This window comes from Streptomyces sp. NPDC021100 (genome assembly GCF_044333095.1).
GTDB lineage: Bacteria > Actinomycetota > Actinomycetes > Streptomycetales > Streptomycetaceae > Streptomyces.
In genome coordinates, this window is the sequence record NZ_JBIRQH010000009.1 from 92509 (window position 1) to 105802 (window position 13294).

Genomic DNA, 13294 nt, shown 5'->3' on the forward strand with positions numbered 1-13294 from the left:
GCGGCTGGACGCGGAGTTGGACCGCCGCCTCGCCGAGGCACCGCCGACAGGTGACGCACCGGGCCCCCTCACTCCCCCGATACCCCGGACCCCCTCACTCCCCCCGATACGTGAGGAACCGCCCCCGCATCGTCTCCTGATAGCCCGTCAGCAAGTGGGCGTTCATCACCGGCCCCGAGTGCTTGATGTACACCTCCACCCCCCGCAGCTCCCGCAGGAACGACAGATCCATCACCTCGCCCGTACCCTCGGGCGTGTGCAGGGTGAGCACCTTGAGGCAGGGGTAGGCGGACGGCAGGTGGGAGAGGCCGGTGAGGGAGTCGAGGCCGAGGGAGAGGTGGCGGACGCGGGGCAGGGGTTCGGCTCGCTCCAGGAAGCGCGGGTCCTCGCCCATGATGCTCAGGGTGTGCAGACCGCGCAGCGTGGCGAGCGCGGCGCGGGCGTCCGCCGGGAAGAGGGAGTACTCGAAGGAGAGCCGGCGCAGGCAGGGGTGGCCCTCCAGGCGGACGGCCTCCGGTTCCCAGGCGGAGGCCCAGCGGCCGAGGACCAGCTCCTCCAGGCCGGCCGGCAGCCGCAGGGCCGGCGGCTCGCCCTCCGGCTGGAGCCAGTCGAGGTGGAGGGAGCGCAGCCGGGCCATTCCGTGCAGCCGCTCCAGCCCGTCGGGGCGTTCCCGCAGCGAGAGCCTGAGGCGTTCCAGGGCGCCGCTGGGGACGGCCCCCAGGTGGGTGACGCGCCGGGTGTCGGCGATCCGCAGGGACCGCAGCGGCGGGGCGTCGCGGAGGAAGCGGAGGTCGGTGTCCTCCGGCCCTTCCCTCAGGGACAGGTCCCGCAGGACGGGCGTCACCACCTCCCGCAGTTCCTCGGGCCGCCACACCCCCCGGCACCACACCTCGGGCCGCCCGCCCAGCCGGGCCAGCTCCCGCAGGTGCGCGACGCTCTTGGCGACGAAGGCGAGCCCGTCGTCGTGGGAGAGTTCGCCGATGACGGCGTCGGCGTAGTGCCGGGTGTCGAAGTTGTCCCAAGACCAAGCGAGTTGGGCACGCACCTGGCGGAACGGGTGCCGGGCGTAGCGGGCCAGCAGCGGGATCGCCCGGTCGTCCGCGACGGCCGTCGCGGTGACGGCCACGGCATGCGCCATCTCGTCGCTCAGCCCCTCCGGCCCCGGCAGCAGGTCGAGGACGACCTGTCCGGCCTCCGCGAGGGCCTTCGCCGCCTCCGTGTCGCGCGGCGGCACCAGCTCGGCGGCGGCCCGCTCGACGCGGTCCCGTACGTCCGGGGCGATCTCCGTGGCGTGCTCCAGGCAGGCGGCGGCGAGCAGCCGCAGCCGGTGCCGGTGGTGCTCCTCGCGTTCGCCGCGGTCCAGCAGCATCCGCAGCAGCTCGCCGCGGGCGCGGGGCGGGGCGTGGCCGACGGCCATCCGCAGGACGTCCTCCCACTGGTCGTCGTGGGCGTTGTTGACGAGCAGGTCGAAGTCCCAGTCGTCGACGGCGGCCTGGGCGCCCAGGAAGTCCTGGAAGGTGCGGTGGATGAAGTCCAGCGTCTCGGCCGTGGGCTGCCGCAGCAGGCCGCTGCGCAGCACCAGGTGGCGCAGGATCTCCTCGGCGCTGCCGCGCGCGGCGACGGCGGGCATGGCGGGCAGCGCCCGGTCGAGGATCTCCACGGCCTTGTGCCACTCGATCTGTGAACGCCCGTTGCGGATCAGCCAGTAGGCGATCTTCTGGAGCAGCGCCGGCTGCGCCTGCTCCAGCTCGGGGCCCTCCAGCCCCACCGCGATGTCCCGCTCGCGGTCGCGCCGGATCAGCAGCAGGTCCAGGGCCGCGCGGTACAGCTCCATCCGCCCGTGCGGGAGGTAGCCGCGCCGGGACCGGTTGAGGGCGCAGATCAGGGCGCACATCAGCGGGTTGGTGGCCAGCCGGCCGAGGTCGCGCTTGGTGACGACGGCGGCGGCCAGCGCGTCCCGGAAGCCGCGCAGCCGCTCGTCCCGCGCCTGCCCGGCGGCCGTGTGCCAGCGGTCGATGAAGGCGAGGACGTCGGCGCGGCCCATCGGGAGCAGCTCCAGCTCGACGAACCCGGCGTCGGCGAGCCAGCCCTCGCGGACCGCCGACGGCCGCGTGGTGATCATGTAGCGGGCCTCGGGATACGCGGCGAGCAGGTCCTTCACCCAGGCCAGCGTGCGTCTGCGGTCCGCCTCGGGGACCTCGTCCACCCCGTCGATCAGCAGCAGCACCGTGCCCTCGGTGAGCCGGCGGGTCACCCAGCCCTGCGCGGCCGGCAGCCCGGCCAGCGGACGGGCCGCGGCGGCCAGGAACTCCTCCGGCTGCGGCGGCTCCCCGCCGCGGACGAGGTTCCGCAGCGGCAGCAGCAGCGGTAAACAGCCGCTCAAGTGCCCCAGCCCCGGCGGCAGATCACCGCGCGCGGTGACGGTGGCGAGCCACTGGAGGAGCGTCGTCTTGCCCGAGCCGGCCGCACCGCGCAGCAGCACCCGCCGGTGCCCGGCCAGCGCCTCCTCCGCGCGGCGGGGCGTCGGCTCGGAGCGGTCGGGCGGTTCGACGGCCGTCCGCAGCCCGAACCCGTCCCGGCGCGCGTCCCGCGCCCGGCCGACGAGCTCCAGGCTGAGGTACGCGGTGTCGAGCGGCCACGTCTCGGCCTCGCCGTCGGAGAGGGTCAGCCCGATGATCGTGAGCTCGCCGGATTTCTCGATCACGTACTCGCGGAACCGCCGCTCGAACTCCTCGGTCTCCAGCTGCCGGGGCGAGGCCAGCGACCGCGACTCCGGCTTGTGCCCGGCCAGCAGGCACTCGCTCAGGAACCGGAAGTCCGCCCACAGCGTGGCCGACGGCGTCACCGTCAGCCGCCCGTGCCGCCAGCCGGCCGGGTCCGCGCACACCACACCCGCGAGCAGCCCGTCCACGAACACGCCCGCACCCGACATCCCGGCCCACGGCGAACCGCCGCCGCCCGGCGGCTCGGGCGCGCCGTACGCGCAGTCGAGGACGTGCCGGCCGCTGAGCAGGTTGCTGCCCGGCTTGAGCGTGCCGAGCAGCTGCTCGGTGTCCAGCTCGCCGTGCCCGTCCCGCTGCACCTGCGGGAACCCGATCGCCTGCGCCCCGCCCCAGGCCCGCAGGTCGTACGCCCGCCCCCACACCAGCGGCTCGAACCCGTCCGCCACGTCCTCCGGCACGACGTCCCGCTCCGCGACGAGCAGCGCGGCGTCACACCGCCGGCTGTCGTCCCGCGCCCACACCACCCGGCAGCCCACCTGCCCGACACCACCGGGCACGATCACCCGCGGCGCGTCACAGCCGCCGACGACATGGGCGGCGGTGAGGACCACCCGGGGGGTGAGCAGGTAGCCGCTGCCCTGGGTGTCGCCGAACACCGCGGCGATGCGTTCCTTTGCGGGATGCACGTCCGTCCCTTTCCGCGCCTACCGCTCTCGAGGTCAACTGCCGACGATACGCGGGAGAGATGGCCGGGGGAGCCATACTCACGGATCCGCCGTGAACGGCATCCACAAGGTGATAGCAGGTGATAGCTTCCCTCGCATGGCGAAGACCCAAGTCAACCTCCGGCTCGATGAATCCGCCGCCGAAATGGCCAGACAGGCCGCCGAGACCCGCCACATTCCGGTGAACGAGTACGTCGAGCAGCTGATCCGTGCGGACAACGAGCAACTGCGCGCGACCTTCCTCGCCGCGGCGCAGGAAGTCCTGGACGGATACGGCGACCTCATCGACGAGATCGAGGGCACCGCATGACGCTGCACGTGGACCTCTCCTGGATCCTCGACGTCGCCCGGCAAGCGGGGGAGGACGACCCGGCCCCGGAGGACTACGGCGTGCCGATCGCCGCCGTCGAACGCCACCGCGCCGTGCTGGCCGGCCACGACGTCTACGACGGGGCCCGCGCGAGAGCGGCCGCCCTCGCGCACACCCTGGGGCAGCTCCGCTGGCTGGAGCGCTCCAACCTCCGGGTGGCCGTGGCGGTGGCCCACGCCTACCTGGTCACCTCGGGGGTGGAGGTGAAACTCACGCAGGAGCGCGTGACGGCGCTGGCGACGGAGTTGCGCAGGCGTGGGTCGACGGCGGCGTCGGTGGCGGACGTTCTGTGGTCCTGGGAGGGGTGAGGCCGCCCCCGCACCCCCGGACGGGCCGAATCAGCCCGTTGGGGGCACCCCCTCTGGGGGAGTTCGAGGACGAGCGGCGAAGCCGCGAAAAGGGGGGCTGGGGCGCAGCCCCAGGAAACGGCGAATGGGGGTGCCCCCTCTGGGGGAGGGACCGGGGCATCACCCCCCGACCACCGCGAACGCCTCCACCTCGATCAACAGATCCGGCCGGAACAGTGCAACGACCTGCACGGCCGAACTCGCCGGCAGGCGCCCCGCGTCCACGAACTCGTCCCGCACCTCTCGGATCACCGGCAGATGCGCCACGTCCGTCAGGAAGTACGTCAACTTCACGACGTCGCCGAAGGAAGCCCCCGCCCCCGCCAGACACCGCCGCAGATTCTCGAACACCTGGCGCGTCTGGGCGCGGATGTCGCCCTGCCCGACGAGGTGTCCGTCCTCGTCGAGGGCGACCTGCCCCGAGATCGCGACCAGCCGGCCGGTCCCGGTCACGACGTGGCTGTAGCCACCGGCGGGGGCGACCCCTTCAGGGGCCGCAATGTACGTGAGGTGCGTGGCGTCCGTCATGCGCGGCATCCTGCACCGCCCCGACCGCCCCCGCCAGCTCGAAGATCACACCGCGAGGGCTCACGCCTCCGCGATCACCACCGCCGAGGCCACCCCCGCGTCATGGCTGAGCGACACATGCCACGACCGCACCCCCAGCAGCTCCGCCCGCGCCGCGACCGTCCCCGACACGGTCAGCCCGGGCCGCCCGTGCTCACCGGTCGTCACCTCCGCGTCCGTCCACAGCAGCCCGGGCGGCGCGCCCAAAGCCTTCGCCAGGGCCTCCTTGGCGGCGAACCGCGCGGCCAGCGAGGCGATCCCGCGCCGCTCGCCGCTCGGCAGGTACAGCTCGCGCTCGACGAAGAGCCGCCCGGCCATCCCGGGCGTGCGCCGCAGCGCCGCGTCGAAGCGTTCGATCTCGGCCACGTCGATGCCGACTCCGACGATCATTCGACGGTCACCGACTTCGCCAGGTTGCGCGGCTGGTCGACCTCGTTGCCGCGGGCGGTGGCCAGTTCGCAGGCGAAGACCTGCAGCGGCACGGTGGCGACGAGCGGCTGGAGGAGCACCGGGGTGGCCGGGATCTCGACGAGGTGGTCGGCGTACGGCCGGACCGCCTCGTCGCCGCGCTCGGCGATGACGATCGTCCGGGCGCCCCGGGCCCGGATCTCCTGGATATTGGAGACGATCTTGTCGTGCAGGACGGACCGCCCGCGCGGCGACGGGACGACGACGACCACCGGCAGATCGTCCTCGATCAGCGCGATCGGCCCGTGCTTGAGCTCACCGGCCGCGAAGCCCTCGGCGTGCATATAAGCGAGCTCCTTGAGCTTGAGCGCGCCTTCCAGGGCCACCGGGTAGCCGACGTGCCGGCCGAGGAAGAGGACGGTGTTCTTGCCGGCCAGCGAGCGCGCCAGCTCGCGCACCGGCTCCATGGTCTCCAGGACCTCCTCGACCTGCGTCCCGATGCCGTCCAGCTCCCGGATCACCGACTGGATCTCGTCGCCCCACTTCGTCCCGCGCACCTGCCCCAGGTACAGCGCGACCAGGTAGCAGGCCACCAGCTGCGTCAGGAACGCCTTCGTCGACGCGACCGCGACCTCGGGCCCGGCGTGCGTGTACAGCACGGCGTCCGACTCCCGGGGGATCGTCGAACCGTTGGTGTTGCAGATGGCGAGCACCTTCGCGCCCTGCTCGCGCGCGTGCCGCAGCGCCATCAGCGTGTCCATCGTCTCGCCGGACTGCGAGATGGCGATCACGAGCGTGCGCTGGTCGAGGATCGGGTCGCGGTAGCGGAACTCGCTGGCCAGCTCGGTCTCGCAGGGGATGCGGGTCCAGTGCTCGATCGCGTACTTGGCGATCATCCCCGCGTGGTACGCCGTCCCGCACGCGACGATGACGACCTTGTCGACCTCGCGCAGCACCGACGCCGGGATGCGGACCTCGTCCAGCGTCAGCGACCCCGCGGCGTCGATGCGCCCCAGCAGCGTGTCGGCGACGGCCTTCGGCTGCTCGGCGATCTCCTTGAGCATGAAGTAGTCGTAGCCGCCCTTCTCGGCGGCGGACGCGTCCCAGTCCACGTGGTACGCCCGGACGTCCGCCGGCGCGCCCTCGAAGTCCGTCACGGTGACCGCGTCCCGGCGCAGCTCGACGACCTGGTCCTGGCCCAGCTCGACGGCCTCGCGGGTGTGCGCGATGAACGCGGCGACGTCGGAGGCGAGGAACGCCTCGCCGTCGCCGACGCCCACCACCAGCGGCGAGTTGCGGCGGGCGCCCACGACCACGTCGGGGTCGTCGGCGTGCACCGCGACGAGCGTGAACGCGCCCTCCAGCCGGCGGCAGACCTGCCGCATGGCCTCGGCGAGGTCCCCACAGGAGGAGAACGCCTCGGACAGCAGGTGCGAGACGACCTCCGTGTCCGTCTCGGAGGCCAGCGCGTGCCCGCGCTCGGCGAGCTCGGCGCGGAGGGCGGCGAAGTTCTCGATGATGCCGTTGTGGACGACGGCGACCCGCCCGGGGTTGTCGAGGTGCGGGTGGGCGTTGGCGTCGGTGGGACCGCCGTGGGTGGCCCAGCGGGTGTGGCCGATGCCGGTGGTGCCGGAGGGCAGCGGCCGGTCGGCGAGTTCCTTCTCCAGGTTGGCGAGCTTGCCCGCCTTCTTGGCCGCGGCGAGCCCGCCGTCGGCGAGCACGGCGACCCCGGCCGAGTCGTAGCCGCGGTACTCCAGCCGGCGCAGCCCGGCCAAGACGACGTCGAGGGCGGACCGCCCTCCCACATAACCCACGATTCCGCACATGGAGTGCAGCGTACGGCCCCGGTGTCACCCCTCGCCGGTCAACGTCCGCGCTCGATGCGGTCGATGGCCTCCTGGACGAGCTCCAGGTACTCGACCTCCTCGCAGCGCGGCTTGCTGCCGAAGTGGTACTGGTCGAGGCAGTCCCCCAGGTCCTGGCCGAGGTCCTCGTCGGGCAGGTCGTCGCAGAGCTCGGCCCGCACCCGTTCGGCGAAGGCGTCACTCGCCTCGTGCGCCCCAGGACGTGCGCCGGGTACACCGGCGCGGGGGCGCGTGACACGGTGGAAGGTCTTGCGGATGAGCCGGAGAACGAGCCGGAGAACGAACACGGGGGGTCCCTCGCAGGATGCCGGGGCGGCCGGAGGGTGGGACCGTATTCCTGACCCGCGAGTAGGTACAGGGCCCGCGCCGGATCTTCACTCCCCCGCGCCGCCGGGTCCCCTACGGGTACCCCGCAGACCCCGGAAGATCCCTGAAGTTTCCGCCTGGCGCCCCGCTGGTACCCCGAACCCCACACCCCGCAGTGATCGCCCCGCGCCTCCCACGCACAATGGGCCCCGTGCCGACCACCCCAGAGCAGCCGCAGCAACGACGCCGCACGGCTCACTCGCCCACGCACCAGGCGTCGCTCTTCGTCGACCTGACGCGTGCCGAGTGGAGCGCGCTGCGCGAGAACACGCCCCTCCCGCTCACCGCGGAGGAGGTCGAGCGCCTGCGCGGGCTCGGCGACGTCGTCGACCTGGACGAGGTCCGCGACGTCTACCTGCCGCTCTCCCGGCTGCTCAACCTCTACGTGGGCGCCAGTGGAAGCCTGCGCGGCGCGCTGAACACCTTCCTCGGCGAGAAGGGCGCCCAGCGCGGCACGCCGTTCGTCATCGGCGTCGCCGGCAGCGTCGCGGTCGGCAAGTCGACCACGGCCCGGCTGCTGCGCGCCCTGCTGGCCCGCTGGCCCGAGCACCCGCGCGTCGAGCTGGTGACCACGGACGGCTTCCTGCTGCCCAACGCGGAACTCCAGCGGCGCGGCCTGATGTCCCGTAAGGGCTTCCCGGAGTCGTACGACCGCCGGGCCCTGACGCGCTTCGTGGCGGACGTGAAGGCCGGGAAGGACGAGGTGTCCGCGCCCGTCTACTCCCACCTGATCTACGACATCGTCCCCGACGAGCGCCTCACCGTGCACCGCCCGGACATCCTGATCATCGAGGGCCTCAACGTCCTCCAGCCCGCCCTGCCCGGCCGCGACGGCCGGACCCGGGTCGGGCTCGCGGACTTCTTCGACTTCAGCATCTACGTGGACGCCCGGGCCGAGGACATCGAGCGCTGGTACTACTCGCGGTTCAAGAAGCTCCGCGAGACGGCCTTCCAGGACCCCGACTCGTTCTTCCGCCGCTACACCCAGGTCTCGGAGGAGGAGGCCCTGGACTTCGCCCGCCGCAACTGGCGGACCATCAACAAGCCCAACCTCCTGGAAAACGTGGCCCCCACCCGAGGCCGCTCGAGCCTCATCCTCCGCAAGGGCCCGGACCACAAGGTGCAGCGCTTGTCGCTCCGCAAGCTGTGATCAGCCCCCACCAGCCCGTCCGGCGCTTGAGGACGAGCGGCGAAGCCGCGACAAGGGGGTCTGAGGCGCAGCCCCAGGAAACGGAGAAAGGGCGGGACAGGGGCACCCCATCCCGCCCGCACCCGGCGCTACCCGAGCGCCGACTTCACCACATCAGCGAGCCGCTGAGCCACAGCCCGAGCCTGCTCGATATCGGCGGCCTCCACCATCACCCGCACCAGCGGCTCCGTCCCGGACGACCGCAGCAGCACCCGCCCGGTGGCCCCCAGCTCCCGCTCCGCGTCGGTCACAGCCTCGGCAAGCTCCTGCGACGACCCGACCCGGGTCTTGTCGACGTCCCGGACGTTGATGAGCACCTGAGGCAGCCGCTCCATGACCCCGGCCAGCTCCCGCAGCGGCCGCCCGGTCGCCGCGACGCGAGCGGCCAGCATCAGCCCGGTCAGCGTGCCGTCGCCGGTCGTCGCGTGGTCGAGGACGATGACGTGCCCGGACTGCTCGCCGCCGAGGGCGAAGCCGTTGGCCTTCATCTCCTCCAGGACGTAGCGGTCGCCGACCCCGGTCTGGACGAACCGGACGCCCTCCCGCTCCATGGCGAGCTTGAAGCCCAGGTTGGACATGACGGTGGCGACGACGGTGTTCTTCCGCAGCGAGCCCGCCTCGCGCATCGCGAGCGCGAGGACGGCGAGGATCTGGTCACCGTCGACCTCGGCGCCGGTGGCGTCCACGGCGAGGCACCGGTCGGCGTCACCGTCGTGGGCGACGCCCAGGTCCGCGCCGTGCTCGACGACCGCGGCCCGCAGCTTCTCCAGGTGCGTGGAGCCGCACTCGTGGTTGATGTTGAGCCCGTCGGGGTCGGTGCCGATGGTGACGACCTCGGCGCCGGCCCGCGAGAACGCCTCGGGCGAGACGCGGGACGCCGCGCCGTGCGCGCCGTCGATGACGACCTTGAGGCCGTCGAGGCGGTTGGGCAGGACGCCGATCAGGTGGGCGACGTAGTTGTCGAAGCCCTGGTCGTAATCGCGGACGCGGCCGACGCCGGCGCCGGTGGGCCGGTCCCAGGGCTCGCCGGTGGCGTGCGCCCGGTACGTCCGCTCGATGCGGTCCTCCAGCTCGTCGGCGAGCTTGTGACCGCCGCGGGCGAAGAACTTGATCCCGTTGTCGGGCATCGCGTTGTGGCTGGCGGAGAGCATGACGCCCAGGTCGGCGCCGAGCGCGCCGGTGAGGTACGCGACGGCGGGCGTCGGCAGCACGCCGACCCGCAGCACGTCGACGCCCGCGCTGGCCAGTCCGGCCACCACGGCGGCCTCCAGGAACTCCCCGGACGCCCGCGGATCACGACCGACCACCGCCACCGGGCGATGGCCCTCGAACGTCCCCGCCTCGGCGAGCACGTGCGCCGCGGCGACCGACAGGCCGAGCGCGAGCTCGGCCGTCAGATCGGCGTTGGCGACGCCGCGCACACCGTCCGTACCGAAGAGTCGTCCCACTGGTGTCCTCCGAAAAACGCGGGAGTGCGGGGCCCTGGAGGGAGCCCCTTGTCCTTGAGCCTTGTACTTGAGGTATCGAGCCCTGGGCCAAAGCGTTGCCGCCAGGTGACCGAAGTCTCCCAGGTATACGGGGTACCCGCCCCGAGTGGCCCGTACGAGTGACCCCTGACCCGTACGGGTGACGCGAAGCCACAGGCGGCGCGCGGCCGCGGATGCCGCATGGCCACGGGTGCTGTATAGCCGAACGCCCCGGCAGCACGGATCGTGCCGCCGGGGCGTTCGAGCAGAAGCAGCGAACCGCCGGATTAGCGCTTGCTGTACTGCGGGGCCTTACGGGCCTTCTTGAGACCGGCCTTCTTGCGCTCGACCGCACGGTCGTCGCGCTTCAGGAAGCCGGCCTTCTTCAGGGCGCCGCGGTTGTTGTCGACGTCGGCCTCGTTGAGGGCACGGGCCACGCCGAGGCGCAGGGCGCCGGCCTGGCCGGAGACGCCGCCACCCGAGATGCGGGCGATGACGTCGTAACGGTCGTCGAGCTCGAGCACCTTGAAGGGCTCGTTGACTTCCTGCTGGTGCACCTTGTTGGGGAAGTAGTCCTCAAGGGTGCGACCGTTGATCTTCCACTTGCCGGAGCCCGGAACGATCCGGACACGGGCGATGGCGTTCTTGCGACGGCCCAGGCCGGCAGCCGGCTGCGGGTCGCCAAAGCGGGACGCGAGGGACTCGGAGGTGTACTCCGACTCCACGACCTCGGTCTCGGTGGTGTACTCCTCGACGCCCTCGACCGGCATCTCGGCGGTGGTCTCAGCCACGATTCTCCTCAGACTTTCTGGTTCGGCGGTGGCCGGGACTTAGCCCTGCTTGACCTGGGTGATCTCGAACGGCTGCGGCTGCTGGGCGGCGTGCGGGTGCTGGTCGCCCGAGTAGACCTTCAGCTTCGAGAGCATCTGACGGCCGAGGGAGTTCTTGGGCAGCATGCCCTTGATCGCCTTCTCGACGGCCTTCTCCGGGTTCTTGTCGAGCAGCTCGTCGTAACGGACGGAGCGCAGACCACCCGGGAAGCCAGAGTGGCGGTAGGCCATCTTCTGGGTCTTCTTGTTGCCGGACAGGTGGACCTTGTCGGCGTTGATGATGACGACGAAGTCACCCATGTCCATGTGCGGGGCGTACACAGGCTTGTGCTTGCCGCGCAGCAGGGAGGCGGCCTGAGAGGCCAGACGGCCCAGGACGACGTCCTGCGCGTCGATGATGTGCCACTGGCGCTGGACATCGCCGGGCTTGGGGCTGAACGTACGCACGGTCGTAGCCTTCGCTTCTTCAGTGAGTGTGGGTCCTGACACGGTCCGCATGGGACGATCGCGCGAGCTTGGCCGCACAACGGGGACGCAACCCGCGTGCCGACCGCCGGTGATCGGCCTGACGGACAAGCGTAAGGGCCCCTCGCGTGAGAACGACCAAGCCAATACGCATAACGAACTCGTAGAGTACCGGGCGCCCACCCGCGGGGTCAAAACACATGGTCCCACCGGCGGCGGATCCCAGGCCCCCCACCGGCCTCACCGCACCCGCGCGACCCGCTTCTCGTCCGCCGCGCCCTCCCGGGGGGCACCCCCCGGACCCCCGGCCGCCCTCACCTCGCCCGCGCGACCCGCTTCTCGTCCCACACCGGCTCCGACGCCTCCCGCACCCGCCCGTCGGCGCCGAAGACCAGAAACCGATCGAACGCACGCGCGAACCAGCGGTCGTGGGTGACGGCTAGCACCGTCCCCTCGTACGCCTCCAGCCCCTGCTGCAGCGCCTCCGCGCTCTCCAGGTCCAGGTTGTCCGTCGGCTCGTCCAGCAACAGCGCCGTGGTGCCCGCCAGCTCCAGCAGCAGGATCTGGAAGCGGGCCTGCTGCCCGCCGGAGAGCCGGTCGAAGAGCTGGTCGCCCTGCCGGTCGAGCTCGTAGCGGCGCAGCGCGGACATCGCGGCGCCCCGGTCCCTGGCGTGCTCCGTCCACAGGATGTCGACGAGCGCGCGGCCCATCAGCTCGGGGTGCGCGTGCGTCTGCGCGAAGTGGCCGGGGACGACGCGGGCGCCCAGCCTCCACTGCCCGGTGTGCGCGACCTCCTCCCCCGCCAGCAGCCGCAGGAAGTGCGACTTCCCCGAACCGTTCGACCCGAGGACGGCGACCCGCTCCCCGTAGAAGACCTCCAGGTCGAACGGCTTCATCAGCCCGGTCAGCTCCAGCCCCGCGCAGGTCACGGCCCGTACGCCGGTCCGGCCGCCGCGCAGCCGCATCCGGATGTCCTGCTCGCGCGGCGGCTCGGGCGGCGGGCCGGCCTCCTCGAACTTGCGCAGCCGGGTCTGGGCGGCGGCGTAGCGGGAGGCCAGCTCGTGGCTGATCGAGGCGGCCTGCCGCAGCGAGAGCACCAGCTTCTTCAGCTGGGCGTGCTTCTCGTCCCACCGCCTGCGCAGCTCCTCGAAGCGGGCGAAGCGCTCCTTGCGGGCCTCGTGGTACGTGGCGAAGCCGCCGCCGTGCACCCACACGTCGCTGCCCGCCGGCCCCGGCTCCACGCTGATGATCTTCTCGGCGGAACGGGCGAGCAGCTCGCGGTCGTGCGAGACGAAGAGAACCGTCTTCTTCGTCTCGCACAGCCGCTCCTCCAGCCAGCGCTTGCCGGGGACGTCGAGGTAGTTGTCCGGCTCGTCCAGCAGCAGCACCTCGTCGGTGCCGCGCAGCAGCGACTCCAGCACCAGGCGCTTCTGCTCGCCGCCGGACAGGGTGCGCACCTGCCGCCACTGGGCCTGCTCGTACGGCACGCCGAGCGCCGCCATGGTGCACATGTCCCACGTGGTCTCGGCCTCGTAGCCGCGCGCCTCGGCCCAGTCGGACAGGGCCTGGGCGTATGCCATCTGCGCGGCCTCGTCGTCGACGGTCATGATCGCGCGCTCGGCGGCGTCGACGGCCGCGGCGGCCTCCCGGATCCGCGGCGGCGCCACGGAGACGAGCAGGTCGCGCACGGTCCGCTCGTCCCGTACGGACCCCACGAACTGCGGCATCACCCCGAGCCCGCCCCCGACGCCGACCGTCCCGCCGTGCGGCTGGAGGTCCCCGGCGATCAGCCGCAGCAGCGTCGTCTTCCCGGCGCCGTTGGCGCCGACCAGCGCGACGGCGGCCCCTTCGCCGACCCGGAAGGACACGTCCCCCAGCAGCGGCCGGCCGTCCGGCAGGTAGTACTCGACGTGCGCGACCTCGACATGCCCCATAGCGCGCATTGTGTCGGCTTTCCGGGACGCCACCAACCC

General features: G+C 72.3%; 12 protein-coding genes. 3 read left to right on the forward strand and 9 right to left on the reverse strand.

All coding sequences use genetic code 11. The features are described from left to right. Positions 1–94 precede the first annotated feature (94 nt). Entirely contained in the window at positions 95–3409 is a 3315-nt protein-coding gene (locus ACH4PU_RS18435; protein ID WP_398272779.1) for an NACHT domain-containing protein, read from the reverse strand. A 136-nt stretch (positions 3410–3545) separates the two neighbouring features. On the opposite strand from ACH4PU_RS18435, the gene ACH4PU_RS18440 reads away from it, so the two are divergent. Next, entirely contained in the window at positions 3546–3758 is a 213-nt protein-coding gene (locus ACH4PU_RS18440) for a hypothetical protein (protein ID WP_398272781.1), read from the forward strand. Then, complete coding sequence (locus tag ACH4PU_RS18445) at positions 3755–4126, forward strand: fic family toxin-antitoxin system, toxin component (protein ID WP_398272783.1); 372 nt, start codon at positions 3755–3757, stop codon at positions 4124–4126. Before ACH4PU_RS18440 ends, ACH4PU_RS18445 begins: the two co-directional genes overlap by 4 nt. A 159-nt stretch (positions 4127–4285) precedes the next feature. Here the strand turns inward: ACH4PU_RS18445 and ACH4PU_RS18450 are convergent, their stop codons facing one another. From ACH4PU_RS18450 to ACH4PU_RS18465, 4 genes are read right to left on the reverse strand one after another with little or no spacing between them, the layout of a single operon-like run. Then, on the reverse strand, positions 4286–4702 hold the full coding sequence (locus ACH4PU_RS18450; protein ID WP_398272785.1) for a RidA family protein: 417 nt from the start codon (positions 4700–4702) through the stop codon (positions 4286–4288). Between the two features lie 51 nt (positions 4703–4753). Further along, positions 4754–5122, reverse strand: coding sequence for a holo-ACP synthase (locus ACH4PU_RS18455; protein WP_398272787.1), 369 nt, complete (start codon positions 5120–5122; stop codon positions 4754–4756). Then, a complete protein-coding gene (glmS, locus tag ACH4PU_RS18460) occupies positions 5119–6966 on the reverse strand; it encodes a glutamine--fructose-6-phosphate transaminase (isomerizing) (protein WP_398272789.1) in 1848 nt (615 codons plus the stop codon). Before glmS ends, ACH4PU_RS18455 begins: the two co-directional genes overlap by 4 nt. A gap of 38 nt (positions 6967–7004) precedes the next feature. Beyond that, the gene (locus ACH4PU_RS18465) at positions 7005–7292 is read right to left on the reverse strand and encodes a hypothetical protein (protein WP_398272791.1); all 288 of its coding nucleotides are present in this window, start codon (positions 7290–7292) and stop codon (positions 7005–7007) included. A 221-nt stretch (positions 7293–7513) separates the two neighbouring features. Here ACH4PU_RS18465 and coaA point away from each other — a divergent pair, with 221 nt between their 5' ends. Next, positions 7514–8521, forward strand: coding sequence for a type I pantothenate kinase (gene coaA, locus ACH4PU_RS18470; protein ID WP_398272793.1), 1008 nt, complete (start codon positions 7514–7516; stop codon positions 8519–8521). 128 nt (positions 8522–8649) lie between these two features. Here the strand turns inward: coaA and glmM are convergent, their stop codons facing one another. The 4 genes from glmM to ACH4PU_RS18490 all read right to left on the reverse strand — a co-directional run bounded on the left by glmM (position 8650) and on the right by ACH4PU_RS18490 (position 13255). Further along, positions 8650–10008 (reverse strand): phosphoglucosamine mutase, encoded by a 1359-nt coding sequence (gene glmM / locus ACH4PU_RS18475; RefSeq protein ID WP_398272795.1) that lies wholly within the window; start codon positions 10006–10008, stop codon positions 8650–8652. A 305-nt stretch (positions 10009–10313) separates the two neighbouring features. Further along, a complete protein-coding gene (rpsI, locus tag ACH4PU_RS18480) occupies positions 10314–10817 on the reverse strand; it encodes a 30S ribosomal protein S9 (protein WP_223769818.1) in 504 nt (167 codons plus the stop codon). Positions 10818–10856: 39 nt separating this feature from the next. Then, on the reverse strand, positions 10857–11303 hold the full coding sequence (gene rplM / locus ACH4PU_RS18485) for a 50S ribosomal protein L13 (protein WP_004951311.1): 447 nt from the start codon (positions 11301–11303) through the stop codon (positions 10857–10859). Positions 11304–11635: 332 nt separating this feature from the next. After that, positions 11636–13255 (reverse strand): ATP-binding cassette domain-containing protein, encoded by a 1620-nt coding sequence (locus ACH4PU_RS18490; RefSeq protein ID WP_398272799.1) that lies wholly within the window; start codon positions 13253–13255, stop codon positions 11636–11638. Positions 13256–13294 lie beyond the last annotated feature (39 nt).